The following is a 25,990-nucleotide window of genomic DNA, read 5'->3' as shown; positions in this document are numbered from 1 at the left end:
AAAAAAGGACTTTAGTCAACCTTTCCATACGAGTAAATAACATGGTATTACTCAGGTGAATAGACAGCAGATTAAAAATTTGTTCTACTTAAGGAAAATTTTGCGCGCTAAAATAGCTTATTGGCAGCACAGAGATATTATAAAAATAACTTTTAGGCATCATAAATTTGTCAGAACTATCAAAATCAGAAACGATAAAAAGCTTAACCATTACTAATCAGTTTGCGACTGATATATTGCTACTAAATACCCCAAGTGAAATTTGGCAATATTTAGCACAAAATATTGTTGAAAAACTTGGGTTTGAAGATGCTGTTATTTACACATTAGATGCCGGTGGTAAAACGTTAAGTCGAATGTCGGGCTTTGACAAAAAAATATCCTTCGACAACGGTAAAAGCATTACAACTCCAATAAGAGATACCTCTTCTAACTCTATGATCATCCCTTTTAATCAAGGTGTGATAGGTAAGGTTGCGGCGACTCAACAACCGATATTGGTAAAAGATACTCGAGAGTTTGAAAGCTATATTGTAGAAGATGAAACGACGTTGTCTGAGTTAGCCGTTCCTATTTTATTTCAACAGCAATTATTAGGTGTTATTGACTCCGAACATGCCAGTGTTAATTTTTACACTGAATATCATCTGAAAACACTGACTGCGTTAGCAACGATTACTGCAATGAAAATTTCCCAAATCATTAAAGTAGATGGTCTAGAAGAGGTAATAGAAAATTTAGAATATGCTAATAAAATTCAAGATGCACTGTTTGAAATAGCAGAGATTATCTTTAAAACTAAAAATATTGATGAGTTTTATCAATATTTGCACCAGTGTATTGGTCGTCTTACCTTAGCGAAAAACTTTTTTGTTGCCTTACTAAAAGAAGATGGGAGAACAATCGACTTTCCTTATGCAATTGATGAATTTGATGATAGGTCAACGTTCACCAGTATCAACATCGACCCTAATTCTTTAAGTATTACCGGTTATGCGTTAGCTAAAGATCAACCTTTTCTGCTCTACGAAAAGGATATTCAAAAGATGCTTGATGACAAAGCCATCTATATTCGCGGTAGTATCCCTAAAGCCTGGTTAGGCGTGCCGTTTGGTAGTGGTATAAATAAAGGAATTGTCGTTGTACAAAGCTATAGCACCGAGTTCTTATTTCAAGAAAAAGACAAACAGCTGCTGATGTTTGTTGCTAAACATATTAATAATGCCATCGAAAGAATGGAAGCTAAACAAAAATTACAATTTCTAGCCTTACATGATCCTTTAACCAATCTACCGAATCGTTCGCTATTCAAAGACAGGACTCAGCATGCTTTTTTACATTGTCTGAATAATCGCCAAGACAATATAGCGATATTGTTTATTGATGTAGACAGGTTTAAACAAGTAAATGATACCTATGGACATCATGTCGGTGACAAGTTACTGGTTGCTATTGTAGAAGCAATAATGACAAGGTTAAGAAATACCGACACATTAGCTCGCTTAGGTGGCGACGAGTTTGCCATTTTACTCGACGGTAAGATTGATTATGAGACTATTTGTCGTATAACGGAGAGTATTCTTGTCGCTACGGCCGCGGCCTTCAATATTGATGGGTTGAATATTTTTAGCAGTGTTAGTATTGGTATTGCCACTTATAGCCATTCGAGTAAAAGTGCAGAACAATTATTGATTGATGCCGATCATGCGATGTACCAAGCTAAGCTAAAAGGGCGTAACCAGTATGTTTTCTTTGAAGCGCTTGAAGAACAAAATAAATCAACCAATGTTAAAGTTGAGTATGATTTCGATAATGCAGTTAAAAATTTAGAGTTTATCGGTAATTATCAACCCTTGATTGACTTTGATAGCGGTGATGTTATTGGAGCTGAAATATTAGTGCGTTGGCAGCATCCTAAATTAGGGCTTTTGTATCCTGATTTTTTCATTCCCATTTTAGAAAAGTCAGGTCAGATAGTGCAACTTGATCTTTATATGTTGAAGCTGGCGGTGAGTAAGCTAAACCTTTGGGCTGATTGGTTACCAAAACAATTTAAGTTGAGTGTTAATGTTTCAACATCAGGTTTCGCCTCAGAAGATTTTATTAGCTATTTGCAAGAGCAACACTTGCTATCTGCCGAAATCACTAGTCGATTATGTGTGGAAATTACTGAAGAAAGTTTAATTTTAAATGTTGATGCTGTGAAAAAACATTTGGATATTTTGAAAAATATTAATATTCCGGTCGCTTTAGATGATTTTGGTACGGGGTTCTCATCGCTAAGTTACCTACACCAATTTTCCTTAGATTATCTAAAAATAGATAAAAGCTTTGTTGATGATCTAAATGAAGTGAGCAATAAGGTCTTGATCTTAGACGCAGTGGTTAATTTAGCTAAATCATTGAAAATAAAAACCACAGCAGAAGGAATTGAAACTGCTGAGCAATACCAAAAGCTTAAAGAAATTGGATGTGATTTAGGGCAAGGTTATCATATTGCTAAACCGCTGCTTGATTCCGACTTTAAACGTTTTTTCTTAAATAGCGTAAGCGAATGTCAATTGATCTAATTAACATGCTACTCGGTTAACCGTGTTAAGTAGTTATAAAATAAAATTATTCTTTAGTTAGGTTACTGTGACTTTCACGCAGGTCAGTTAATTTATATAATCGATGAATAACACCAAAGCGCTAAGTCTTTTTAATAGATACTGATAAACAGGAAATAGTATGAGTTATTTACCCACGGCAGCTGATAAAGCTGCAGCTAAAGAACAAAAGCATATTGACCGTCAAAAGAAAATTAAAGCCAATGTTGACCAACGAATTGCCCAAGCGACAGAAGAGCGCGGAGTTTTTGTGGTAATCACTGGCAACGGTAAAGGTAAAAGCACCTCTGGTTTTGGTACGGTATTACGTGCTATTGGTCACGGTCAAAAGGCTGGTGTGGTGCAGTTTATTAAAGGCACTCAATGGGAGTGCGGCGAGATGAATATTCTCAAGCAATTCGCTGTTAAGCATCATGTTATGGGTACTGGCTTCACTTGGGAGACACAAAGTACTGAAACTGATTTAGCCGCAGCAAAAGTCGCTTGGCAAAAAAGTAAGGAAATGTTGAGTGATGAAACACTTGATATTGTTTTACTTGATGAAATGACCTACATGGTGACCTATGGCTATATTGAACTAGACGAAGTCATTGAGGCGTTAAACAATAGGCCTAAAATGCAGCATGTACTTATTACCGGGCGTGCCTGTCATCGCCGTTTAATAGAGTTAGCTGATACCGTATCTGAAGTTCAACCAATTAAGCATGCTTTTAAAGCGGGTGTTAAAGCACAAAAAGGACTTGATTGGTAAAGGAGATAGTCTTAGCGGTAGTAATGATATAATCATATGATCGACTCAATTCGATGCTATATGGAAACAATGAATCACTATTTAGCGACTTAATTCGTTATTCAATACCTTGTAGTATTAGTACCAGTAAAACTAAATCGCAATATACTTATGAATATCAAAATTAACATGCAAAATACCACAAACCAATATGGCTGGCTCAGTATTCTTTTACACTGGTTAGTTGCGTTTACAGTTATTGGGCTCTTTGCTTTAGGCTACTGGATGGTAGATCTAGATTATTACAATCCATGGAATAAGCAGGGGCCTGATCTTCATAAAAGTATTGGAATACTTTTGTTTTTTGTCATGGTTTTTCGTTTGATTTGGCGCAGTGTTCAGCTAAAGCCAAAAGCGCTTAAAACACATAGTGAAACAGAAAAAAAACTCGGACATTTAGTGCATCTATTTTTCTATACTGCGCTGTTTGTTTTAATGATCTGTGGTTATTTAATTTCAACGGCTGATGGACGTGCCATTGAAGTTTTTCAATTAATATCAATAGTAAGTTTTGGCGAATTGTTTACTAATCAAGAAGATCTTGCCGGTGCGGTCCATAAATATCTTGCTTACCTGTTGATGTCTTTTGTTGTTTTACATGCATTAGCAGCGTTAAAACATCATTTTATCGATAAAGATAACACCTTAACAAGAATGCTTGGTTATCAGCGTTTAAACATTAAATAGACTTTATTCATACCATTAAATAAAAAGGACTCTCATGAAAAAATTAATACTTGCCTCAATATTTCCAACGCTACTTTTTGCATCTGCTTTTACGTCAACAGCCAATGCAGCAGACTATATCGTTGATTATAAAGGGGCGCATGCTTCAGTAAACTTCAAGATTAAGCATTTAGGTTACAGTTGGTTAACGGGACGTTTTGATAAATTTAGCGGGAGCTTTAGTTATGACGCTGCTGATTTATCTACCGCTAAAATTGAAATGTTGGTGGATACAACCAGCTTAAATACTAACCATGCCGAACGCGATAAGCATGTCCGCAGCGATGACTTTCTTGATGTGGGTAAGTTTGGCAGTGCAAAATTTGTTAGTGCTAAAATTACAGATAAAGGCAACGATAAATTAGAAATTAAAGGTTTATTAACCTTACACGGTGTTGATAAGGATATTATCATTGATGCAGTAAAAATTGGCGAAGGTAAAGACCCGTGGGGCGGTTACCGTGTTGGCTTTAGTGGTACTACAAAAATTGCTTTGGTCGATTTTGGCATACCAGCAACGTTAGGCCCCGCTTCAGCGCACGTTGAATTAGAGCTGCATATTGAAGGTGTAAGAAAATAATAAGTTAGTAAATTCCTTATCAATATATTTACTTTTAGTTTTCATGGTGAAATAAAATTAATCACTTTATAAAATAAAATCAGCTTGAAAGCTGGCTTTATTTTATAAAACTACAGCCACTTTATTGGTAATATTTACAAACTACAATGGTTTTATACTGTGTTAATTCATATTTTTACTGAAAAATGAAAGAATACTTTTATTGCAAGTCTTATGATTAATGGATTAATTTACATTTTTAAATTGCTCTCGGTAAAAGAAGCCTTGAACAAAATCAACATTTAATAGCTTTGCGAAACTTAAGTCTTCTGCTGTTTCTACACCTTCTAAAATAATCTTTTTACCGGTACTTCGCGCGTAGTTAATCATTGACTCAACAAGCAACATAAAATTACGGTTAGACCTATTAGTGAGAACATATCTGTCAAGTTTGATATATTCAACAAGTTGAATAACAGCCATTGAGACCATAGATTGTGGATTGCAGAGATCGTCGATAGCGGTTTTTATATTATTTTTTGATAGGTTGTCAATCATTGCTAAGCTCATAATAGCGTCATTTATTTCTGAATTCTCGATAAGCTCAACAATGATTTTAGATTTTTTAAAGCCTTTGAATAACTTTAAAAATGGATTGTCAGATTTTAACGTACCTGTTGAAAAATAAGAGTCTTGGTCTAAATTAACAAAAATGTCCACCATATTGGGAGCATGGGCTAGTTGCAATTTTTTTTGTTGATACTCTACTTGAAACAAACTCAGTGGGCTGTCATGTAAAGAAGAATAAACATGATCAGGTCGTATTGCTAAGTTATCTTTAGTAAAGAACCTTGATAAACATTCATAGGCATATATTTCTTGGCTTTTGACACAGACAATTGGCTGGTATTCAACACCATAGCGCTGACTCTCCATAAGTTCTATTAAAATTGAGGGTGAAAGATGAGTTTTGGTTTTCATAAATGATCAGGTTGCCATAGGACTAACCTGTCCTACAGCTTAAATATAACCCTATTGTAAATGATAATCATTATCATGTGAAGTTATTGGTTACACTTCTGATATCAGTAGAGTGTTATCAATATAGGAGTATATAAATTTAGCTAAAACTCCGTTTAGCTGTTAAAATTCGCGCGAATTTTTTAATGGCTGATTATTCGGCACTCACATTCAATTAAGGTGCTTTTATGTCTAAATTTTTTTATCGCGGTACTCCTGATGTTATGGGTACTCACGGCAGTGCAGGCTATAAGCCTAATCGTGGCGTTAAGCTCGGTAGTGCAGCAAAACCATTAACGCTCGTTGTTGCATCAAAAGAAAGGGAGCAAGAAATTGCTGCTATCGTTACAGAGCACAACTTTATTGCCAACATTGAAGTAAATGTCGATGCAAAAGAAAATATTGTTGAACTGGACGCGGCACTAAATGTCCCTAAAACACAACGTTTTGATAAAACACCAAACAGAAACGATCCTTGCGTTTGCGGCAGTACTAAGAAATATAAAAAATGCTGTGGGTAACGCAGTCATAGCTAAAAATAAAAAGGCTGAGAAGTAATTTCTTGGCCTTTTTTATTGCAGCAATTATGGTAAAAAGAGTAAAATTGACAGATACTTAACCATCAGTTGTTGTTAGTCGGAGAGGATAATTAAGTGAAAAGAATCAGCTTAACGCAAGATGAAAATTTATCATTTAAAGTTAGCCAGCAATTATCACCGCAAGAATCACAACGTTTTGATCTTTATTTTTCTATTCCTGAAGAAATGGGCATTAATGCTACTACCCTCAGTGAAGATAATTACTTTCACAGTAGTATTAGAAGTCATAGTGCTTACTTTTCTCGACAAGTGCATTTACCGCTAGTTCGTAGCCGATTTATAAGTCAAAAAAAAGGTGAGAAGGGCGATTATCGCAGTAACTTAAATTTATTTTCATACCAGTTTAGGGTCGCACTTGAGACCGATATTAAGCAAGCATTACAAGAAAAAGATATCGAAATATTTTATCAATATGCACTTGAACTGGTTGATCAAACTCAAAACTTGTTGAAGAAACTGCGCCGCTATACTCCTTTAGATCAAAAACTAAGTTCTTACTTTGAAAATGTAGATAATTACCTAAGCTGGTATACCGAGCAGTCGTTTCTGAATCTGCTCGCCAATGGACCAAAAAGCTCAGAACATGCGGAAACCCGTGAGGTGTTATTTGCACTGTGTCGCCAAGAAAATAACTACCGAACAGAGCGCCAGTATAATTCAAAAATCACTTTAGCAGACCCAAACCGCATCACTAATAAAATGCGCTTATTACAGCGATTAAGTGAGTTTGGTGTGGTCTTTAAAAGAACGACCCATGATTTAGACGATAATCTCAGGCGTTTAGTTCGTGGTGGTATTACGGCTGTCGTTATGGCCTTTGTGATGTCGATTGTGTTAAATGCTCGTTCAGCCTTTAACGAAGTCACCTTAGTGTTGATCACTTTTTTAGGGGTGATTTATGGTGTCCGTGAAATATTTAAGGATGATCTTACCCGTTATATTTGGCGAAAGATTCAGCGTGGACGACCCAAGTGGCAGCATGTCTTTACCGATAGCTTATCGAAAAATAAAATGTCTATGCAAACCTTATGGCTTGATTATATTAAGAACAAAGACTTACCTGACATTGTTAACAAACATTTTCAACAGCGTCGTCAACAAAATAAACAAGCGGCACAATTATTACATTTTCGCTGTAACTCAAAAGTTATTGCTAAAGAGTTTATCCCTGGTTTTAAAGAGATTCAGCACCAAATGTTTTTCAACTTAACTCCCTTTGTGCGTTTTTTGAAAAAAGGCGAGGGGCGTTTATATGCACTTGATGGGAGTAAAATATCTAATCAAGGTGTTGAACGACGTTATCAGATAAATTTAGCGGTCGTGCAAGAACAAAAAATAGTGGGCAGTAAAACGAAGCAATACATTCAGCGTTTTAAAATAACAATGAATCGTTCTAAAATCATTAATATTGAAGGGATGAAATCTGAGCAAAACTTTGAAGGCAACCCACAGTAGTATAAATTAGCCAGCTCATTTGCAAATGTGCTATTTGTCGATGAACTGGCCGTGAGAAAACTTTTGGTTAATGAATTACTAAATAATAGAATTGTCAGCTTTATAAACATCAAAATTAATCGTATCGATTTGATCTGTTCTAAGCATACCGCCAATACCAACAAAGGCAATAACTTGAAAGTAGATACTGTTAATAATAATCTCCATATAACCTAATTCAAAAACATCAACAGCCGAGTTTGCCATTAAAAACAAGCTTAAAAAAATACTCACTGAGCCCATCGATTGTAAAGAAAACTGAGTTTGGCTGCTTCTATCTTTTATAGCTTGGTGGGGATCTAAACGTTTGCCGGTAAGGTGCCAAACCGCTAAACCAATAAAGAGTGCATGCACTAAACTAAGCGTAATGATTTTAATAATGAGGTCGTTGGTAATGGTAAAATCATGAATATATAAATCAAAGAAAATAAAAGTGAAAAGCAATAACACTGCCGAAATGACTAATAATGGAGAGACATAATTAAACAAGTGACGCGGCGTAAGATCAGCACTACGGCTAGTACTTTTATTCGCTTTTCTCATCAATTTGAATTGTCTACATCCTGATACCTCTAGCAACATAAAAGGGATGAATTGCACCATACCAAACATCAAGGGTAACCCTTCGGCAAACTTTTGTCCGTTATCATAATCTTTTGACATCAAGGCATAAAGTCCCATCAATAGCAGACCAATAACGAGTATTATTTGATTAAGTAATTGATAACGAATTTTAGCTGCGATAACTTTATCAGCAGATTCAGGGTAAAGTTTCGGGTAACTTTCTGGTGGAAATTTTTTCAAAACACCTTCAATTCTTTTAATTATCTGCTTAGGGTAATAATAGGAAATGAGTATGATTTGGCTTAAAAATAAAACGTAAAATAAAATGTTAATAGACATCTTCTGCTCCTTAATTGTTGTTACTGTTCATCGCACTGCTAAAAGCAATACGTATCTCTGAGTCGGTTACCCCTGCCGTTTTACAGGCAGAAATAGCATTATTTAACTGTGCTAAAACCTCGGCATTCAAATCCACCTTGCTATTTACTATGGCATGAGGATGAACAAAGGTACCTCGATAACCCTTGCTTTGAATGACCAAGTCTCGTTCTAATAATTTGTAAGCTTTAGCAACGGTTTTACTATTGAGCTCTAAATCATTAGCCAACTGCCTAATTGAAGGTAGCGAATCTCCGGGTTTGATCTTACTGTTAATGACCGCTGACTTAATTTGCTCAACGAGTTGAGTAAATAACGGCATCGGATCTTCTATATCAATGGTTATTTCCATATTTTTGTGCTTTAGTTGTTCCGTGTGTGGTAATGGTACAACTAAATCATAAATAAAGGCAAGTAAAAATAGTTTGTTTTTTGAACTATGAAATTTTAAACAGCAATGGTTCGTTTATATTTAAATAAAATCAATAGATTGAGGCGATGTATTGTTGGAGAGGGGAATGTTTAATAAACCTGAATATATCGATAATATCATCTATATCGAGATATTCAGGTTTTAGATTATTCGGCTGGCAACTATTTAACTTCTTCACCTGCTGCTTGTTTGTCAGCATGATAGCTTGAACGCACTAAAGGACCACAGGCTGCGTGATTAAAGCCCATTTTAATAGCTTCAGCCTGATACATATCAAAAACGTCAGGGTGTACGTAGCGCTCTACCGGTAAATGATGCTTACTCGGTTGTAAATATTGGCCTATGGTTAACATAGTTACGCCATGGCTGCGGAGGTCGCGCATAACTTGTAAAATTTCTTCGTCTGTTTCACCCAAGCCAACCATTAAGCCTGATTTCGTTGGTACTTCTGGATTGGCTTCGCCAAACTTTTTCAGTAAATCTAACGACCACTGGTAGTTAGCGCCTGGGCGTGCTTTAGTATAAAGACGCGGTGCGGTTTCTAAATTATGATTAAAAACATGTGGTGGATTAGCATTTAAAATTTCTAAGGCACGGTCCATACGGCCTCGAAAATCAGGGACTAAAATTTCAACTTTAGTATTGGGTGCATGTATAGCTATTTCACTAATACAGTCAGCAAACTGTTGAGCGCCACCATCACGTAAATCATCACGATCAACCGAAGTGATCACCACGTATTTTAGTTTCATGTCTTTAAGCGTTAGTGCTAATTTTTTAGCTTCATCTACTTTAGGGGCTAAAGGTCGACCATGGCCAACATCACAAAAAGGGCAACGACGTGTACAAATATCTCCTAAGATCATAAAGGTGGCAGTACCGTGATTAAAGCACTCTGATAAGTTTGGACAAGAAGCTTCTTCACAGACTGAATGCAAATCATGCTTACGTAGCGCTGCTTTTATACTGTCAATCCGTTCTGTCGTACGAGGTAGTTTAATACGCAACCATTTAGGCTTTCTAAGCATGGTTTCACGCTCTGATGGCACAATTTGAATAGGGATATGCGCCATTTTTTCTGCATCACGCATTTTTGTGCCAGGGATAACTCGAGTTGTTTTAGTGGTCATTCATTTCGTCCCAACCAGTTCTATAACTGATGTTATTGGTATTTAATAATTCAGCAAGGTGTTCTACTAAGGATTCACCTGCTTGAGCTGTATCTGTTAATTGACTGATATCGGCTGTTTGCACCATTTCTAGGCCTTGATAACCACAAGGATTTATCCGCAGAAAGGGCGATAAGTCCATATTTACATTCAGTGCCAAACCGTGAAAAGAGCAACCTTTACGTACTCGTAAACCTAACGATGCAATTTTCTTTTCGCCAACATAAACACCGGGTGCGTCAGGTCTAGCTTTGGCGATAATGTTAAAATCAGCTAATGCGGCAATCAAACCATTTTCAAGTAGCGTCACCAGATCACGCACGCCCATTTTTCTGCGACGTAAATTGATCATAAAATAGATAACTTGTTGACCGGGTCCGTGATAAGTCACTTGTCCACCACGATCTACCTTTACTACTTCGATATCACCTGGCATTAGTAGGTGTTCTTCTTTACCTGCTTGCCCTTGGGTGAAAACAGCTGGATGCTCGACTAACCAAAGTTCATCTTGGGTGTCTTCGTTACGATCATCAGTAAATTTTTGCATCGCTTGCCAAACAGTGGTGTAGTCCATAGTGGCAAGTTGTCGAATGATTAACGAATTTTTCAAGTTTCTACTTCACTTAATTCTATAGATGTTGATTATATCCAAATAATAATAGGAATACACCGGATAAATACTAAGGTTATTATTGTGACGCTAAAGCGTCATTGTTTTATAAAACGTAGCGGACGATATCGATAGCCGTTAATTCTGTGTAAATTGTTTCGATATGCTCTTTACTGGTAACAGTAACCGCAATAGAAAGAGAATGGTAGGTCCCTTTCGAACTGGCTTTTATTTTAGGAGAGTAATCACCGGGTGCATGCTTTTGTAGTTCGTTGATCACTAAGTCAGGTAATTCGTCGCAAGCAACACCCATAACTTTAAAGTTAAGCACGGTTGGAAATTCTAATAATTCATCAAACTTGGTTTTCATTTTCTCTCTCTAAATAGCACTTGGTCAATAGTCAATCTGGGGGTATTTTATCATTAATCAAATAAAATGTGATCATTGTATTTATATTGATAATAAAAAAAACTCGGCAGCAGCCGAGTTTTAGAATAACGACGTTATTGTTTGTTAATTAGTTAACAAATTGTAATTTTATATAATCAACTAATTTGCTAAACATGCCACCTTCGTTGACTTCTTGTAAAGTCACTAGCGGGTATTGTGCAATGTCTTCACCGTCTAAGCGTAAAAATAGTTTACCAACGACGCTACCTTTAGCTAAAGGCGCCTCTAACTGCTGATCTAGCTCGAAACTTGCTTTTAGATTTTTGCGCTGACCACGAGGAATAGTTATAGGTGTATCAAGTAATATACCTAAATCGACTTCCTTGACATCACCCATCCATACACGATTGGTAGCAAATTTCTCACCCGCCTTATAAGGCGTATAGGTTTCAAAGAATCGGAAACCATAATTAAGTAATTTTTTACTTTCAACTTTTCTTGCTCGTTCGCTTTCAGTACCCATAACGACACTGACTAAACGCATTCCACCTTTGGTCGCTGATGAAACTAAACTGTAACCTGCCTGAGCGGTATGGCCGGTTTTTAAACCGTCAACATTCATGCTTTTATCCCATAATAAATTATTACGGTTGTATTGTTTAATATTGTTATAACTAAAGACTTTTTGGCTATAAATTTTATATTCCTCGGGAACATCTCTAATTAGTGCCATGGCGAGTGTTGCCATATCTCGAGGTGTTGTTTTGTGTTCTTGGCTATCTAAACCGTGACTATTTTCAAAGTAGCTACTACTCATTCCAAGTTGCGCAGCATGTCCATTCATTAACTGAGCGAAGGCGCCTTCACTACCCGCTATATGTTCAGCCATAGCAACACAAGCATCATTGCCTGAAGCGACAATAATACCCTGATTCAATAATTCTACTGAAATCTCTGTACCAACTTCAATAAACATAAGTGATGAACCGGGGAAATTTTTTGCCCAAGCTTTTTCACTGACTTTGACTAAGTCATCGTTGCTTATATTGCCACTGGCTAGTTCTTTGCCGATGATATAACTAGTCATCATTTTCGTTAGACTGGCTGGCGCTAACAAGGCATCGGCATTACTTTCAGCAAGGACTTTACCTGTATTGAAGTCAATAAGGATATGACCTTTCGCTTTAACTTCTGGTGGTGACGGAATAATCGTCAATGCTTGAGAAAAAGATGAAAAAGTTAAAGAAATAGCGCCTAAAAGGCAGAGAAGTTTGGTTGAGGTTTTAGCTGTTTTCTTAGCTAATGGGTAAGTCATAATATTCCTACGAAACTGAATGATAAAAGGAGAATTTTTCAGCAGTATACCATCTTTGATACTGATTGCTATCGTGCTGTTGTGGCAAATTGTTACGAATGATTATTTCCGACTAAATGCCTTTGGATAACCCGATTCTTTCAAACTAACCAGTAAAGTATTTAATGCTTCCTGATTGTTTATAGGTCCCATTTGTACGCGGTATATACCATTGTTCATTGGAATGATGGTATTTATTTTATATAAGCTTTGAAGGGCTTGCGCAGTTTTATTGGCCAGCAATTCATTTTTAGTCGCAAAAACTTGAATGTATTTACGTTGGTCATTGGCGACTACTATGGTGTCTTCAGTAAGCGTCAGCTGCTCTGTATTAGGTACAGGCAATGAGAAGTCAGTAATGGTGGTGATCGTTACATTGGCGACACCTGTTTTCATCATACCCAGTTTATAAGCAGCACTGTAGGACAAATCAATGATACGGTTTTGATGAAATGGTCCACGGTCATTCACTCTCACAATCACTGATTGACTATTGGCATTATTAGTCACTTTTAAATAAGTAGGCAAAGGTAAATTTTTATGTGCTGCACTCATCGCGTACATGTTATAAATTTCACCGTTTGAGGTTAAATGGCCATGGAATTTTTCGCCATACCAAGAAGCAATACCTGTTTGGCTAAAATTTTCAGCACTTTTTAATACTGAATAAGTTTTACCACGCACTTGATATTGGCTCTTATTGCCACCTCTACTGTGAGGCTCCGCTCTTGGCGTAATGTCAATTAGCTCACTTGTCGTAGGAGCACGGCTTGGCTTGCTATCTTTGTGTTGTTGATAACGCCCGGTATTGGTACTGCAAGCAGAAACCAATATTAAAAGCATGGTCATTAATAGTTTTATTTTCATTGTTAGATTTCTTTTTGTTTTATCAATGAATTTAAGCAATAAAACGCTTATGGGTACTAATCGCCATTAGCATGCCAAAACCTGCCAGTAATGTCACCATCGATGTTCCACCATAACTTACTAAAGGCAAAGGAACGCCGACAACAGGTAATAAGCCTGAGACCATGCCTATATTTACAAAGACATAAACGAAAAATGTTAAGGTTATACTACCGGCTAATAATTTCGTGAATGCATGCTCAGCATGAACAGCAATCCATAAGCCTCGCATCACTATTATCAGATAGACACTGAGCAATACCGCGACACCGACAAAACCAAACTCCTCACTAAATACTGCAAAAATAAAGTCGGTGTGCCGTTCAGGTAAAAACTCCAACTGTGATTGTGTACCTTGCAACCATCCTTTGCCATGTAAACCACCTGAACCAATGGCTATTTTTGATTGAATGATATGATATCCAGAGCCGAGTGGATCTTGCTCTGGGTCAAGAAAAGTTAACACACGCTGTTTTTGATAGGGCTTCATCAAGAACATCCACAGTACCGGCGCAAATGCCGATGCTAAGCCAATACAAGTGACAATGAGTTTCCAGCTTGCACCGGCTAGAAAAATAACAAAAACACCTGAACTGGCGATTAATAGTGACGTACCTAAATCAGGCTGTTTAGCAATTAATAAGGTCGGCAGTAAAACTAAAATAAATGCAATGGTAATGGTAGATATTTTCGCGGGTAAGTCATATTGGCTGACATACCAAGCGATCATTATCGGTACAATTAGCTTCATTATTTCAGAGGGTTGAAATTTCATAAAACCTAAGTCTAACCAGCGCTGCGCGCCTTTACCTATATGACCAAACAATAGCACCGCGATCAAGAGCAGTAACCCTAATACAAATACCGGTACTGCCCATTTCTGATAGGAAAGGGGCGGAATTTGAGCAACGGCGAACATCACTAATAATGCTATGCCTAGGCGTGTTATTTGACGGTAAACAATGGCTGATTCCTGGCCGCCAGCACTATAAACAACAAATAGTCCTAAGATCATTAATGCCAAAATACCCAACAAAAGAGGTACGTCAATATGAATTCTTTGCCAGAAACTTCGTTGTTTTTGTTGGTCATGGCCAATGTTACGCACTAGTTACGCCCTGTTTTTTTGTCAGCACCATAAACATTATTGTGTTGTGGATGCTTACTTTTATCGGTACTAATAATGACTCTATCACCAAAATATTGATCCATAACTTGGCGCGCCACGGGCGCAGCGTTAAAGCCACCACCACCTTCCAAAACATTTTCAACAACAACCGCAACCACTATTTCTGGATTCTCATAAGGGGCAAAAGCAACAAACATAGCATTGTTACGCTGTTTTTCTTTGGTGGCTTCTGCATCATATTTTTCATCTTGTTTTTTTGCAATAAGTTGAGCCGTGCCCGACTTTCCTGCGGCGTCATAGCGAGCCCCTTGAAAGGCAGGGTATTTCTTTTGTGCGGTGTTATGCATCGCATCTAGCACTAAATTCCAGTGCTTATTGTTCTTGAGAATAATAGGGGGCTTATCATCATAATCTGTCATTTTAGTGACCATTTTACTGATGATATTGACATCACTCTCGCCGGAGATGATTTCATCATTAATAGCAACTTCTTCAACAACTAATTCAGCAGTCGCACGTAAAAAATGTGGGATTTTAATATCACCTTTGTTTGCTAAAATAGAAAAAGCTTGGGCAAGCTGTAAAGGTGTTACTGTCCAGTAACCTTGACCAATACCAACAGCTATCGTATCACCAGTATACCAAGGCTTGTTGTATCGACTACGCTTGGTTTCTCTGCCAGGCAAAATAGCACGTTTATCTTCCCAGATATCAACACCGGTAAGATCGCCAAAGCCAAACTTCTCCATCATATCGGTAATATTATCGATATTTAATTGATACGCTAAATTATAGAAGAAAACATTACAAGAGTGCTCTATGGCTTGGTTAAGATCTACCCAGCCATGGCCCGGTGCCCACCAGTCTCGATATTTACGTTCAAGACCTTTTAGCTGAAACCAACCGGGATCGTAGAAACGTGATTCATTGGTTATTACACCTGCTTCTAATCCTGTCAATCCGAGCAAGGGTTTGACGGTTGAGGCGGGTGGATACCCTTGTACACTGCGATTAAGTAATGGTCTGTCGTTTTTAGGGTTAAGTAATTTGCGATAGTTTTTACTACTAATACCATGAACAAATAAATTACCGTCGTAACTTGGGTTTGAATACATGGCTAATATTTCACCATTGCGCGGATCAATTGCTACCACCGCGCCACGTTTACCCGCTAAGGCACGCTTGGCAATCATTTGTAGCTCAATATCAATACTCAGGGTTAAGTTTTTGCCTGATATTGGCGGTGCATAATCAAGGGTTCTTATAATGCGACCTTGATTATTTATTTCAACTTCTTGGTGACCTATGGTGCCATGAAGTATATTTTCATAATATTTTTCTAAACCAAGCTTGCCAATATTACGCGTTGCTGCGTAATCTTCGTCTAAATTGTCTTCGGCTAAGCGAATCGAATCTTTACGGTTAATACGGGCAACATAACCTAAAGAATGGGTCGTTAAATCACCAAATGGGTAATATCTTTTTAGGCGAGCATCAATAAAAAATCCGGGGAATTTATGTTGATTGACTGAAAATAATGCGACTTGCTGTGCGCTTAACCGCGAGTGCAGTTCTAGCGGTTTAAAGCGTCGTTTGCTTTTCAGGGCTTTAAAAAGTTTTTCTTGTTTTTCTTCACTGATATCAAGTAACTCACTGACTTCTTTAATGTGCTTTTTTAAGTCAATCGTTTGCTCTGCAATAACCTCTAGCGAATAAACGGGTTTATTATCAGCAAGTAAAATACCATTTCTATCGTAAATTAGTCCACGGTTAGGCGCAACGGGAAGGAGTTTGATACGATTGGAGTTAGAACGGGTTTGATATTTTTCGTAAGAGTTAATTTCTAAATCGTAGATGTTGCTGATTAAGGTCAACAATAAAGCGAGTATACCGATGAACGCAATAAACGTTCTGCGCGCAAATAAATTAGCTTCTGCCGAATGGTTTCGAATAGCAACACGTTTGTTCGATGCCATTATTACTCTCGGTGATACGGGTGGTTATTATTGATGCTCCAAGCGCGATACAGACTCTCAGCAACAACAATGCGCACCATAGGGTGTGGCAAGGTTAGTGGCGATAAAGACCATTTTTGTTCAGAAGCTTTGATACAAGCGGGCGCTAAACCTTCAGGACCGCCAATAAGTAAAGCAACATCGCGGCTGTCTAATTGCCAACGCTTAAGTTGTTGGGCAAGTTGTGGGGTTGTCCACGGTTTACCTTCCACTTCAAGCGTAACAATACGGTTACCTTTGGGGATTGCGTTTAATAATAATTCGCCTTCTTTTTCTAGAATGCGAGCTATATCGGCATTTTTACCGCGCTTACCTGGCGGGATTTCTACTAAATGAAACGACATGTCGCGCGGGAATCGACGACAATATTCGTTAAAGCCTTGAGTAACCCATGCTGGCATTTTATTGCCAACAGCATATAAGGTAAGTCGCATAATAGTTTAGTTTACCTTCACTATTAGCTTAGTTCCACAATTCTTCTAACTGATAACGGTCACGAATTTCGTCTGTCATTACGTGAACAATTAAATTGCCTAAGTCAACTAACGCCCATTCGCCAACATCATTACCTTCAATACCTAACGGCTCAATACCTTTAGCGCGGCATTCGATGGCAACAGATTGTGCAATAGATTTAACATGGCGATTTGAGTTACCTGAACAGACAACCATATAATCAGCAAAGCCTGATTTTTTTCCGATGTCTAAAGTCGTGATGTCACGACCTTTCATTTCTTCGATTTTTTCAATAACAAATGCGTTTAACGCTTCAACTTGCAAGGGAATTACTCTTAGTGTAAATAATAATGCGCTATAATATCATCATTTTTTCTGCAGGTTAACTAGCAAATTATTTTTGATAGAGTTTTTTTTCAATAATGTAATGATGTACGCATTCTGTTAAGTGATTATTCTGTTTTTTATTGCTTAAAAGTTGTTGGCGTATTTCACTTGAAGAAATATTAAGCGACTGGTTTTGATGGAAAATAATGCCGCCAGCATCTTGTTGCTTTATTTCTGCTAGGTCATCTATTTGATGGCTTTTTAATAGTTTTTGGGTGGCGGTATTAATTTGATTTAATTGATAGCCAGGTCGAATATTTACTACAATATGGCATAGTGACAGAATAGTTTGCCATTGATGCCATAGGGTAAAGTTAAGGAACGAGTCCATACCTATGATAAAAAATACCCGACTGTTGGGTTGCTCTTGTTTTATTTCACGTAGGCTTGTTACGGTATAAGAAGCGCTATGTCGTTTTAGTTCGCGGTTATCAAGTTGAAATAATGACTGTTGTTGGCAAACAAGATTCACCATGGCTGTTCGGTGCTTAGCGCTGGCTGTTGTGGTGTTTTTATGAGGTGGCAAATGCGCAGGTAAAAAAAAGAGTTGTTCAACATTAAGCCATGCTGCTGTTTCTTTGGCTGTTTCAATATGACCATTATGGATAGGATCAAATGTTCCCCCCATAATGGCAATATTTTTCTTAATTTCGCTTACTCGCTTAGCCGAATTCATAATCTAAATTGAATTTTTTGGTGGTTTGTCCGTGATAGAGACTTATACAAACATCGGCCAGTAATATAAAAGGGTTAAAGTCACTGCTGGTTTTACTGATCAAGTCGGTTTGCGCTAAACGTGCTTGAGCTTGGTAAATATTGTCGCGAGTAATATGGTTAAGGGCATACTGATACAAAGGTTTCTTTTTATCCCATATTCGGTGTTTTTTATAAATACTGTCTATGCTCTCACCTTGTTCTATGTGCTCTAGCATAGTTGATAATTGCGTTATTTCTTTGTGAATAAACCAAACAAGCTGGCCGATTGCGGCCCCTTCGTGTTGCAGTTGATCTAACATGGCGATGCATTTTGGTAGGTCACCACTAAGTAAGGTATCAACCACCTGGAAAGGGTTAAATTTTGCTTGTTTAATCAGTAATTTTTCTGCGTCTTCAGCAATAATCAGTTGTGTACCAAACAGCAATGAAAATTTTTGTAATTCTTGCTCTAAAGCCGGTAAGTTACCTTCAAAAAGCTCTATCATCAATGGGGTAACATCGTGATGAATATTTAATTTATGCTGTTTAATTTGTTGATTTAACCACTGTTGTAATTGTCGACCTTCAATATCGTAAAGAGGGACAAAACAACCTAACTGTTCTAATGACTTAAACCATTTTCGTTTTTGACCAGCAGCGTCAATTTTAGGACCATGAAAAATAAGCTGCACATCAGGATGAAAATTTTCACTCAGTTTCAGTAATATTTTACTGCCGGCGTCAGCTATTTTTCCGTTGACTAGTTCTATTTCAATGATGCGCTGCGCTGAAAATAAGCTCATCGCTTGATACTCTTCAACCAACAGGTTCCAGTCAAATTTATCGTCGGCACTAAAACGGATAACTTCACTAAATCCCTGTTGCTGACAGTGCTGTTTTATGGTGTTTAAGCTGTTGTTCTTTTGCCAAGGCTCATCACCAAAAACTAACCAAACAGGCTTAAAGCCTTGATTGAGGGTATTAGATAGCTGGTTATGATAGATACGCATTAGATTTTAATCGTAGAGAGGTCGCGTAAGATTTTATTCGCGGCTTCTTTGCGCATTTCGCTTAACATTAATTCTAGTTCCCGACTTTTAGCGAGGGCAATATTGGGATCATCTTGATAATCGCGGTTAAGTTCAAAGACAAAAGAGCGAACATCACTTTTTGAAAGCACCAACTGATATCGAACGGTATATATCAACTCGTATTCTGCCACTTGCCCATTTGGAAATACGGACAGGGTGCGACGGTTTAGGCTGTCTTTTGAAAGCTTAAGTTGCGGGATATTCTCTGTAGCTTGGGCCAGCAACTTTATTTTATTTATAGTTAAGTGCTGCTTAACTTGGCGAGTAAGCTCACCAAATTTATCTGCGGAACTTAAATGCAAGGTTTGCAGTTGCGGTGACAATAAGTAATCACCGCGTAAAGCAAAGCCACAGCTCGATAAAAACAAGGTGAATAATACCAAAGTAGCCGCAGCTACCTGAGTTTGGTACTTTGTCGTTTTTTTGTGCATATGGCTCATTTTCATTACCTTTGTAGGACCTTTTAGCGACTAGTTAGCAACAATGTTTAAAAGTTTACCCGGTATATAGATGACCTTACGAATTGTCTTATCATCAATAAAGCGGACCACTGTTTCATCACTTAAACCTAAGGCTTCAACTTCTTCTTTGTTGGCATTGGCTGAAACGGTAATTTTAGCGCGTACCTTTCCGTTAACCTGGACGATAATTAACTTCTCGTCTTCAACCAAGGCACTGTCATCAACGATTGGCCAAGATGCCTCTTCAATTGAGGCATTATTGTTGTTCGCATCGCCTAATGTTTTCCAAATTTCATGACACATATGTGGCGTAATTGGCGTCAACATAATAATCACCGCGCGAACCGCTTCTTGCATAACCGCTCTGTCTTCAACGCTGATTAAACTTGCTTTTGACAAATGGTTCATTAATTCCATAATTGAAGCAATAGCGGTATTGAAGGTGTTTCTGCGACCAATATCATCACTGACTTTCGCTATGGTTTTGTGCAACTCACGGCGTAATGTTTTTTGCGCTGCATTTAAGGTTAACGTGCTCAGTAATGGCACTTCGCCGTGCTCTTTCACTTGCTCGCTAAAATCAAAGGCGAGTTTCCAAACACGTTTTAAGAAACGGTGTGCACCTTCAACGCCTGAATCAGACCATTCAAGGGTTTGCTCTGGTGGCGAGGTAAACATAATAAATAAACGCACAGTATCTGCGCCATATTTACTGATGACTTCTTGTGGGTCGATGCCGTTATTTTTTGACTTTGACATTTTACTCATACCGGCAGAAATAACCGGTTTGCCGTCAAGCTTGCTAACAGCCGCAGTAACTTGTCCTTTATCATCACGTTCAACGTCTACATCTGTTGGTGAAATCCAATCTTGTCCACCATTTTCTGCTTCACGGTAATAGGTGTCGGCTAATACCATGCCCTGACATAATAACTTTTTGAACGGTTCATCACAGTTAACTAAACCTGCGTCACGTAATAATTTATGGAAAAAACGTGCATAGAGTAAATGCAAGATAGCATGTTCAATACCCCCGATGTATTGATCAACCGGTAGCCAATAATTTGCCTTGGCGGGATCAATCATTTGCGTGTCGTCGTTCGGTGAACAGTAACGCGCGTAATACCAAGATGACTCCATAAACGTATCAAAGGTATCGGTTTCACGAAATGCTTCTTCACCATTATAAGTGGTTTTCGCCCACTCTGGATTGTCTTTAATCGGTGATGTAACGCCATTCATGATGACATCTTCAGGCAATTCAACGGGTAACTGGTCAAGAGGCACAGCGACAGACTCACCATTTGCGAGGTGCATCATAGGAATGGGGGTACCCCAATAACGCTGACGAGAAACGCCCCAGTCACGTAAACGGTAGTTAACTTTTACAGAGCCTTTGTTTTCACTGATCAGTCTTTCTGAGATTGCTTTAAAAGCCGCTGCAAAGTCTAAACCGTCGTACTCGCCCGAATTAATTAATAGGCCCTTTTCAGTGATCGCTGCTTTACTGAAATCGTCGTCTTCACTGCCAGCAATAACTTGAGTAATGTCCAAACCGTATTTAGTGGCAAATTCGAAATCACGTTGGTCGTGGCCAGGAACAGACATTACCGCGCCTGAACCGTAATCCATTAAGACAAAGTTTGCTGCCCAAACTGGAACGATGTTACCGGTTAGCGGATGAATCGCTTTAAGACCGGTATCAGCACCTTTTTTCTCCATCGTTGCCATATCAGCTTCGGTAGATTTATTGGTTTTACATTCAGTAATAAAGTCGCTCAAAGTCGGATTGTTTTTTGCTGCCGCTAAAGCCAGTGGATGCTGCGCAGCAAGTGCGACGTAAGTGACGCCCATAAGTGTATCTGGACGTGTGGTGTAGATGTCAAAACTTTCATTTGAATCTGCAACTTTGAAGGTCATTTCAATACCTTCGCTGCGGCCAATCCAATTACGTTGCATGGTTTTAACTTGTTCAGGCCATTCGGTAAGCTGGTCTAAATCTGTAAGTAATTCTTCAGCGTAATCAGTAATTTTAATAAACCACTGTGGAATTTCTTTCCGCTCAACTGGTGCGCCGGAACGCCAACCGCGTCCGTCAATAACCTGCTCGTTTGCCAATACTGTTTGATCAACAGGATCCCAGTTTACTGTAGCATTTTTCTTGTAAACTAAACCTTTTTCGTAAAGTTGCGTAAAGAACCATTGTTCCCATTTGTAATAATCTTTTTTACAAGTTGCTAATTCACGGCTCCAGTCGTAAGCAAAACCCAGCGATTGTAATTGGTTACGCATGTAATCAATATTCTCATAGGTCCATTTAGCTGGCGCTGTTTTGTTTTTAATTGCCGCATTTTCTGCGGGTAAACCAAAGGCGTCCCAACCCATAGGTTGCATAACGTTTTTGCCTTGCAGGCGCTGATAGCGAGAGATAACATCGCCTAAACTATAATTACGCACATGGCCCATATGCAAGCGCCCACTTGGGTAAGGGAACATAGCAAGACAGTAATATTTTTCTTGGCCGGGTTTTTCTTCGGCTTTAAAGGTATTGTTATCAGTCCAAAATTTTTGAACTTGCGCTTCGATAGCTTGGGGATTGTAAATGGATTCCATTAAAGATTTCTCAAACACTTTAGAATGTGGTGTTCATTAGCCAGTCAATAGTAAATTGACCGCGATCATGAACGCATAAAAATAATGGCGATAGAATACCTTATATACCTGTCCCACATCAAGATACTGTTTTCAGGATATCGAAGTGAAGAGGGTATATGTTTTAATTTTTAGACGTTTATTTGATTTATTTTTTTCTATAAAGCGATGTCTAGCTATACTTAACCTAAAAGTCGTCAAGGAGTGTGTTATGAAATCAAAAAATAGTGTTTTTCAAGAGCTTTATCAAGCTTTAGTTCTGTGGGCTGAAGATGTTAACCAGCATGAGATAACTGATATTGTTAACAAAGTAGAGCAAAGTAAGCTTTACTTGCAAGCAGCAGAAAAATTACCTGAAGATAAAGTTAAGCAATTTGTTGATAACTTACGCTTTGATATCAAAGAATTTATTATTCAAAATGAAGCTCAAGCAAAACATTCCCTTTATTTAGGCTTACTCAATGAGTCTTTCTGGAAAAATATGCAAGCGATCACGGATAAATCACAAGTTGAGTGGTCAGAACTTGATGAAGACTTTAAACATCATGGTATTTATAAAACAGGAGACTTTATCGGTTTTGGTTTATTAGAATGTCAGCATTGCCAAGAAAAAGTGACTTACAGTCATGCCGCTGATGTTGTTGATTGTTTTACTTGCGGTGCTAGTTCCTTTATTCGGCTACCTTTTGCTCCATAAAACGAGAACTGGCGCGCCACTAAGATTTACTAATTATTTAAAATGAGGGTACACTGGCAGTATTAAATTTATTAATTATCATCCGCTTGTTTTTTAAGCGTTATCAGTGAGATATTGCATGCCTTCATCCGTCAAGTCAACTTCTTCAATTACCTGTCTACCCGTTGAAAAATTAACTGCTCAATTATCCGCTGAGCAGTTTTCTTTTGCTGAAGTCACTCCCGATGTAGAGCAAATTATTATTGGTCATGCTCGTGCAAAAGAGGCGCTTGAATTTGGTTTGTCTATGGAGGCACCGGGTTTTAATGTTTTTGCCATGGGAGAGCATGGTACCGGTCGACAAACCTTAATCAAACAAATGTTAGCGACAACAGCTGGCAATAAACAAACGCCGTATGAGTGGTGTTATATCAATAATTTTGATGATGTTCATGCCCCGCATAACCTCTATTTAAGTCCTGGTGATGGTAAATTATTATTGGCACGCATTAATACTTTTATTGATGAATTATTAGACTTGTTTCCTGAGATTTTTGATAACCCAAGTTATCAACGACAAAAATCGGCGGTTGATCGCGCGTTTAATAAAAAATACGATCAAGCCATCGCTGAAGTCGAAGAAAGTGCTTTAAAAGATAATGTTTTATTATTTGAAGAAAACGGCGAAATTGGTTTTTCACCTTTGGTTGAGGGAAAACCCTTAAATGATAAGGAATTTGCCGGTTTAGATGAAGGTAAACGTGCTGATTTTTATCTGTTGTTAGATAAGTTAGAAAATTTCCTTTCTGAAAAACTGATTGAATTACCACAATGGAAACGCATCTCTTCTGATAAGTTACGTAAATTAAAAAATGAGACTGCAGAGCAAGCTATTCGGCCATTTTTAGAAGAACTAGAGCATGAGTTTGCCAGTAATATTGGTGTGCTAAAGTACTTGTCGAAAGTAAAAACCCATGTAGTGGATACTGTTTTAGAAATTCTTGTTGATGAAAGTGTCGAGAACAGAAACGATAAAGATGCTCGTAAACTTATGGTTGAGCAATTCTTACCTAATTTATTGGTTTCTCAAAAACCCGATGCTGGTGCTCCGGTCATTTATGAACAAAACCCAACGTTTCAAAATTTATTTGGCCATGTCGACTTCGCGAGTTTCCAAGGAAGCACTTATACCAGTTATCGATTAATTAGAGCCGGAGCGTTACATAAAGCTAATGGCGGTTATTTAATTTTAGAGGCAGACAAATTACTTAATCAACCCCTGGTTTGGGCACGCTTAAAATTAGCGCTTAAATCACAAGAAATTACCATTGAAAACCCTTACTCTGAATATAGTCAACCGGGTTCGTTTAGCTTACAGCCTGAAAAAATTCCATTAAATGTTAAGGTGATATTGCTCGGCGACCCCGAAATTTATTATATGTTGCAAGACTATGATCAAGAGTTCACCGAATTATTTAGGGTCTTAGCAGACTTTGATCAGTATCTTGAAAGTAATGAAGAAAACCTTAATGATTACGCCCATTTAATTCGCCAGCGTGCTTATAAATATAACTATCCACATGTCAGTAATGAGGCGGTATTAGAGTTAGTGCGCTATGCATTAAGACGTGCAGAGCATCAACATAAAATTTCGGCTAATATTGTTCAAGTAAACGACTTACTTGATGAAGCTTTTTATTTATGGAAGCAAACTGGCAACGAAGGCGATTTAACCGCAAACCATGTCGCCTTAGCACTCGCCGCTAAGCAGCGAAGAACTGGCCGAATGAGTGAAGCATGGTTAGGTGAAATAAAAGAAAAACAAGTATTGATTGATACCCAAGGACACCATATTGGTAAGGTAAATGGTTTGACTGTTCTAGAAATAGGTGACAGTGTTTTTGGTACGCCCGCACGCATCACAGCTACCGTTTATGCAGGGAGTGAAGGCGTTACTGATATCGAACGAGAAGTTGATTTAGGTAAGTCTATCCATTCTAAAGGTGTGTTGTTACTCACGGGTTATTTAGGTCATAAATACGGCCAAGGATTCCCAGTGTCAATTTCGGCTAATTTGGCAATAGAACAGTCTTATGGACACATTGATGGCGACAGTGCGTCAATGGCGGAACTTTGTGCGCTTATTTCTGCTATTGCATTACTGCCTATTAAACAAGGCTTTGCTATAACAGGTTCTATTAATCAACATGGTGGAGTGCAATCTATTGGCGGTGTTAATGAGAAAATTGAAGGTTTCTATCGTTTATGTAAAGAGGAAGGTTTAACCGGTAAACAGGGCGTTATTATTCCTCGCACCAATGTAAACAATTTGATGTTAGCCGACGATGTTATCGAAGCGGTTAAAAACAACCAATTTGCTATCCACGCTGTTGAAGACATTGATCAAGCGATAGAGTTATTAATGAATGAACCCGCCGGTAAAATTAGCAGTACGGGGCGCTACCCAAGAAAATCAATTCATGGCCTAGTTTTAAATAAACTTTCACTTTTTTCAGATTTACTTAATGGCGCTGACGAGTAGTCAGTGCAAGGTTTCTAACTTCTAAATTCAGTTAACGTTATGTGAAAATAATTATTTATTGATTAATAAATGCGCAGCTTTTCAAATCTTTTCTATACTGGTAACTAAGTCAGTTGTGGGTGAACATCCATCATTGACTTAGTTATAGTTAATGGGATTTTTACCCATAAGTTTTTATTATCGATAAAGCCATTTTTATTTAATAAGAATAACAATAATATATTTCGGTAAGTAAGTGGTCTATCGATTGAGCTAAACCTTCATTAATTTGAAGGATAGCTTA

The 25,990-nt window shown here is 37.9% G+C and carries 24 protein-coding genes; 8 read left to right on the top strand and 16 right to left on the bottom strand.

The features are described 5' to 3' along the window. The first annotated feature begins 167 nt into the window (after window positions 1-167). The 4 genes from ESZ26_RS04075 (at window position 168) to ESZ26_RS04060 (ending at window position 4,705) form a co-directional block, all read left to right on the top strand. On the top strand, window positions 168-2,570 hold the full coding sequence (locus ESZ26_RS04075; RefSeq protein WP_146798267.1) for a bifunctional diguanylate cyclase/phosphodiesterase: 2,403 nt from the start codon (window positions 168-170) through the stop codon (window positions 2,568-2,570). Window positions 2,571-2,730: 160 nt separating this feature from the next. Next, the gene (gene cobO, locus ESZ26_RS04070) at window positions 2,731-3,360 is read left to right on the top strand and encodes a cob(I)yrinic acid a,c-diamide adenosyltransferase (RefSeq protein WP_146798265.1); all 630 of its coding nucleotides are present in this window, start codon (window positions 2,731-2,733) and stop codon (window positions 3,358-3,360) included. A 150-nt stretch (window positions 3,361-3,510) separates the two neighbouring features. Beyond that, a complete protein-coding gene (locus ESZ26_RS04065) occupies window positions 3,511-4,086 on the top strand; it encodes a cytochrome b (RefSeq protein WP_223271567.1) in 576 nt (191 codons plus the stop codon). A 34-nt stretch (window positions 4,087-4,120) separates the two neighbouring features. Next, on the top strand, window positions 4,121-4,705 hold the full coding sequence (locus ESZ26_RS04060; protein WP_146798264.1) for a YceI family protein: 585 nt from the start codon (window positions 4,121-4,123) through the stop codon (window positions 4,703-4,705). 225 nt (window positions 4,706-4,930) lie between these two features. Here the strand turns inward: ESZ26_RS04060 and ESZ26_RS04055 are convergent, their stop codons facing one another. Then, window positions 4,931-5,665: an EAL domain-containing protein gene (locus ESZ26_RS04055; RefSeq protein ID WP_146798262.1), complete on the bottom strand. Its 735-nt coding sequence runs from the start codon at window positions 5,663-5,665 to the stop codon at window positions 4,931-4,933. Between the two features lie 227 nt (window positions 5,666-5,892). On the opposite strand from ESZ26_RS04055, the gene ESZ26_RS04050 reads away from it, so the two are divergent. Both ESZ26_RS04050 and ESZ26_RS04045 read left to right on the top strand, forming a co-directional pair. Beyond that, window positions 5,893-6,225 carry a PBPRA1643 family SWIM/SEC-C metal-binding motif protein gene (locus tag ESZ26_RS04050; protein WP_146798260.1) on the top strand — a complete coding sequence of 111 codons (333 nt, stop codon included), beginning with the start codon at window positions 5,893-5,895 and terminating at the stop codon, window positions 6,223-6,225. Between the two features lie 132 nt (window positions 6,226-6,357). Further along, complete coding sequence (locus ESZ26_RS04045; RefSeq protein WP_146798258.1) at window positions 6,358-7,758, top strand: hypothetical protein; 1,401 nt, start codon at window positions 6,358-6,360, stop codon at window positions 7,756-7,758. A 78-nt stretch (window positions 7,759-7,836) separates the two neighbouring features. Here the strand turns inward: ESZ26_RS04045 and ESZ26_RS04040 are convergent, their stop codons facing one another. The 15 genes from ESZ26_RS04040 to leuS all read right to left on the bottom strand — a co-directional run bounded on the left by ESZ26_RS04040 (window position 7,837) and on the right by leuS (window position 22,450). After that, window positions 7,837-8,700: a hypothetical protein gene (locus ESZ26_RS04040; protein ID WP_146798256.1), complete on the bottom strand. Its 864-nt coding sequence runs from the start codon at window positions 8,698-8,700 to the stop codon at window positions 7,837-7,839. 10 nt (window positions 8,701-8,710) lie between these two features. Then, window positions 8,711-9,091 (bottom strand): GntR family transcriptional regulator, encoded by a 381-nt coding sequence (locus ESZ26_RS04035; RefSeq protein WP_146798254.1) that lies wholly within the window; start codon window positions 9,089-9,091, stop codon window positions 8,711-8,713. A gap of 242 nt (window positions 9,092-9,333) precedes the next feature. Beyond that, entirely contained in the window at window positions 9,334-10,302 is a 969-nt protein-coding gene (lipA, locus tag ESZ26_RS04030) for a lipoyl synthase (RefSeq protein ID WP_146798252.1), read from the bottom strand. Continuing rightward, a complete protein-coding gene (gene lipB / locus ESZ26_RS04025) occupies window positions 10,292-10,951 on the bottom strand; it encodes a lipoyl(octanoyl) transferase LipB (RefSeq protein ID WP_146798250.1) in 660 nt (219 codons plus the stop codon). The genes lipA and lipB overlap by 11 nt, the downstream gene beginning before the upstream one ends. 106 nt (window positions 10,952-11,057) lie before the next feature. Beyond that, window positions 11,058-11,321 (bottom strand): DUF493 family protein YbeD, encoded by a 264-nt coding sequence (ybeD, locus tag ESZ26_RS04020; protein WP_070376102.1) that lies wholly within the window; start codon window positions 11,319-11,321, stop codon window positions 11,058-11,060. Window positions 11,322-11,469: 148 nt separating this feature from the next. Beyond that, on the bottom strand, window positions 11,470-12,657 hold the full coding sequence (locus ESZ26_RS04015; RefSeq protein WP_146798248.1) for a serine hydrolase: 1,188 nt from the start codon (window positions 12,655-12,657) through the stop codon (window positions 11,470-11,472). A 102-nt stretch (window positions 12,658-12,759) separates the two neighbouring features. After that, window positions 12,760-13,563, bottom strand: a complete 804-nt coding sequence (locus tag ESZ26_RS04010) for a septal ring lytic transglycosylase RlpA family protein (protein ID WP_280526055.1) — start codon at window positions 13,561-13,563, stop codon at window positions 12,760-12,762. A gap of 31 nt (window positions 13,564-13,594) precedes the next feature. Further along, complete coding sequence (gene rodA / locus ESZ26_RS04005; protein ID WP_146798246.1) at window positions 13,595-14,710, bottom strand: rod shape-determining protein RodA; 1,116 nt, start codon at window positions 14,708-14,710, stop codon at window positions 13,595-13,597. Further along, window positions 14,710-16,707, bottom strand: a complete 1,998-nt coding sequence (mrdA, locus tag ESZ26_RS04000) for a penicillin-binding protein 2 (protein WP_146798245.1) — start codon at window positions 16,705-16,707, stop codon at window positions 14,710-14,712. Before mrdA ends, rodA begins: the two co-directional genes overlap by 1 nt. A gap of 2 nt (window positions 16,708-16,709) precedes the next feature. Next, window positions 16,710-17,180, bottom strand: coding sequence for a 23S rRNA (pseudouridine(1915)-N(3))-methyltransferase RlmH (rlmH, locus tag ESZ26_RS03995; protein ID WP_070376105.1), 471 nt, complete (start codon window positions 17,178-17,180; stop codon window positions 16,710-16,712). A gap of 28 nt (window positions 17,181-17,208) precedes the next feature. Next, window positions 17,209-17,526 (bottom strand): ribosome silencing factor, encoded by a 318-nt coding sequence (gene rsfS / locus ESZ26_RS03990; RefSeq protein ID WP_070376106.1) that lies wholly within the window; start codon window positions 17,524-17,526, stop codon window positions 17,209-17,211. 70 nt (window positions 17,527-17,596) lie between these two features. Then, on the bottom strand, window positions 17,597-18,265 hold the full coding sequence (gene nadD, locus ESZ26_RS03985) for a nicotinate-nucleotide adenylyltransferase (protein ID WP_146798243.1): 669 nt from the start codon (window positions 18,263-18,265) through the stop codon (window positions 17,597-17,599). After that, window positions 18,252-19,295, bottom strand: a complete 1,044-nt coding sequence (holA, locus tag ESZ26_RS03980) for a DNA polymerase III subunit delta (protein ID WP_146798241.1) — start codon at window positions 19,293-19,295, stop codon at window positions 18,252-18,254. Before holA ends, nadD begins: the two co-directional genes overlap by 14 nt. After that, window positions 19,295-19,816: an LPS-assembly lipoprotein LptE gene (locus ESZ26_RS03975; protein WP_223271566.1), complete on the bottom strand. Its 522-nt coding sequence runs from the start codon at window positions 19,814-19,816 to the stop codon at window positions 19,295-19,297. The genes holA and ESZ26_RS03975 overlap by 1 nt, the downstream gene beginning before the upstream one ends. A gap of 30 nt (window positions 19,817-19,846) precedes the next feature. Then, a complete protein-coding gene (gene leuS, locus ESZ26_RS03970) occupies window positions 19,847-22,450 on the bottom strand; it encodes a leucine--tRNA ligase (RefSeq protein ID WP_146798239.1) in 2,604 nt (867 codons plus the stop codon). Window positions 22,451-22,700: 250 nt separating this feature from the next. On the opposite strand from leuS, the gene ESZ26_RS03965 reads away from it, so the two are divergent. Together ESZ26_RS03965 and ESZ26_RS03960 are read left to right on the top strand one after the other, a co-directional pair. Next, window positions 22,701-23,186, top strand: a complete 486-nt coding sequence (locus ESZ26_RS03965; RefSeq protein WP_146798237.1) for a zinc ribbon-containing protein — start codon at window positions 22,701-22,703, stop codon at window positions 23,184-23,186. 118 nt (window positions 23,187-23,304) lie between these two features. Then, window positions 23,305-25,707, top strand: a complete 2,403-nt coding sequence (locus tag ESZ26_RS03960) for an ATP-binding protein (RefSeq protein WP_146798235.1) — start codon at window positions 23,305-23,307, stop codon at window positions 25,705-25,707. The last annotated feature ends 283 nt before the right edge of the window (window positions 25,708-25,990 follow it).

It is taken from the genome of Colwellia hornerae (assembly GCF_007954355.1).
GTDB lineage: Bacteria > Pseudomonadota > Gammaproteobacteria > Enterobacterales > Alteromonadaceae > Colwellia_A > Colwellia_A hornerae.
This window is presented reverse-complemented; position numbering and strand designations above follow the sequence as displayed.